We start from the raw sequence: 817 nt of genomic DNA, 5'->3' as shown, positions 1-817 counted from the left end.
ACTTCTAAACTACAAAATATAGCTCCAAAAGAATCTGCCACCTTATTCCAAGTGTTGTAGTCTTGTTTTTTTGTAGAAGGTGTCGTATAAGAACTAATAACGAAACTGTGTGAGGTATTCGAGGGAGCATTTGATCCGTAACCCTTACAAACATTACAAAAACCCGGGACACCCGGAACTGATTCTTTAATCTTCCAAGTATGTCCAATGTATGTCCCTGCCGATGTGTAATTAGGAACTTTGCAGGCGCCTAATGGATCAACATTGAGAACTGGATTATTACCACAATAAGCAAATGTATTAGCATCCAAAATAGAGGTTCCTGATTGGAAATAACCGTCGGCATTTATAAAGCGGTGGGTTATTGGGTCGTAGTAACGGCTCATAAGGTAGTAAAGACCTGTTTCTGTGTCCTGATAATAACCTCTGTAACGGAACGGATTCAAATTACCGATATGGTTCGGGTTTGTGATTGCATTTCCGTTATTATCGGTTATAGAAATCACATTACCCCAAGCGTCATATTCATAGTGCGCTTTGAGTTCACCCACTCCGTTATAAATTCCGACAATATCGCCACGGGAATTGTGGGTGTAATAATACGAATATTCGGTACCGCCGTCAGTCAAGGTGTATCTGACATTATACAAAATTCCGTTTGCATCGTATGAATAATAGAACTTTGCATCACCACGGGTTTCATACAATAACTGACCGTTAAGATAAGCATATGTGTATTTTACTCCGTTTAGTTGTACGAACACTGTCACTGTCATAGCCATAGCTTATGCTTGTATCACCATTTGTGAGTGTTGCA

At 39.7% G+C, this 817-nt stretch carries 1 protein-coding gene; it reads right to left on the bottom strand.

Annotation, left to right across the window (positions count from 1 at the left end; translation table 11 throughout):
- Window positions 1–782, bottom strand: a 782-nt coding sequence (locus RBATCC27255_RS01110) for an RHS repeat-associated core domain-containing protein (RefSeq protein WP_147639941.1), incomplete at its 3' end; no start/stop codon positions are given.
- Window positions 783–817: the final 35 nt, after the last annotated feature.

The sequence above is a fragment of the Ruminococcus bromii genome, assembly GCF_002834225.1.
Classification (GTDB): Bacteria; Bacillota; Clostridia; order Oscillospirales; family Acutalibacteraceae; genus Ruminococcoides; species Ruminococcoides bromii.
This window is presented reverse-complemented; position numbering and strand designations above follow the sequence as displayed.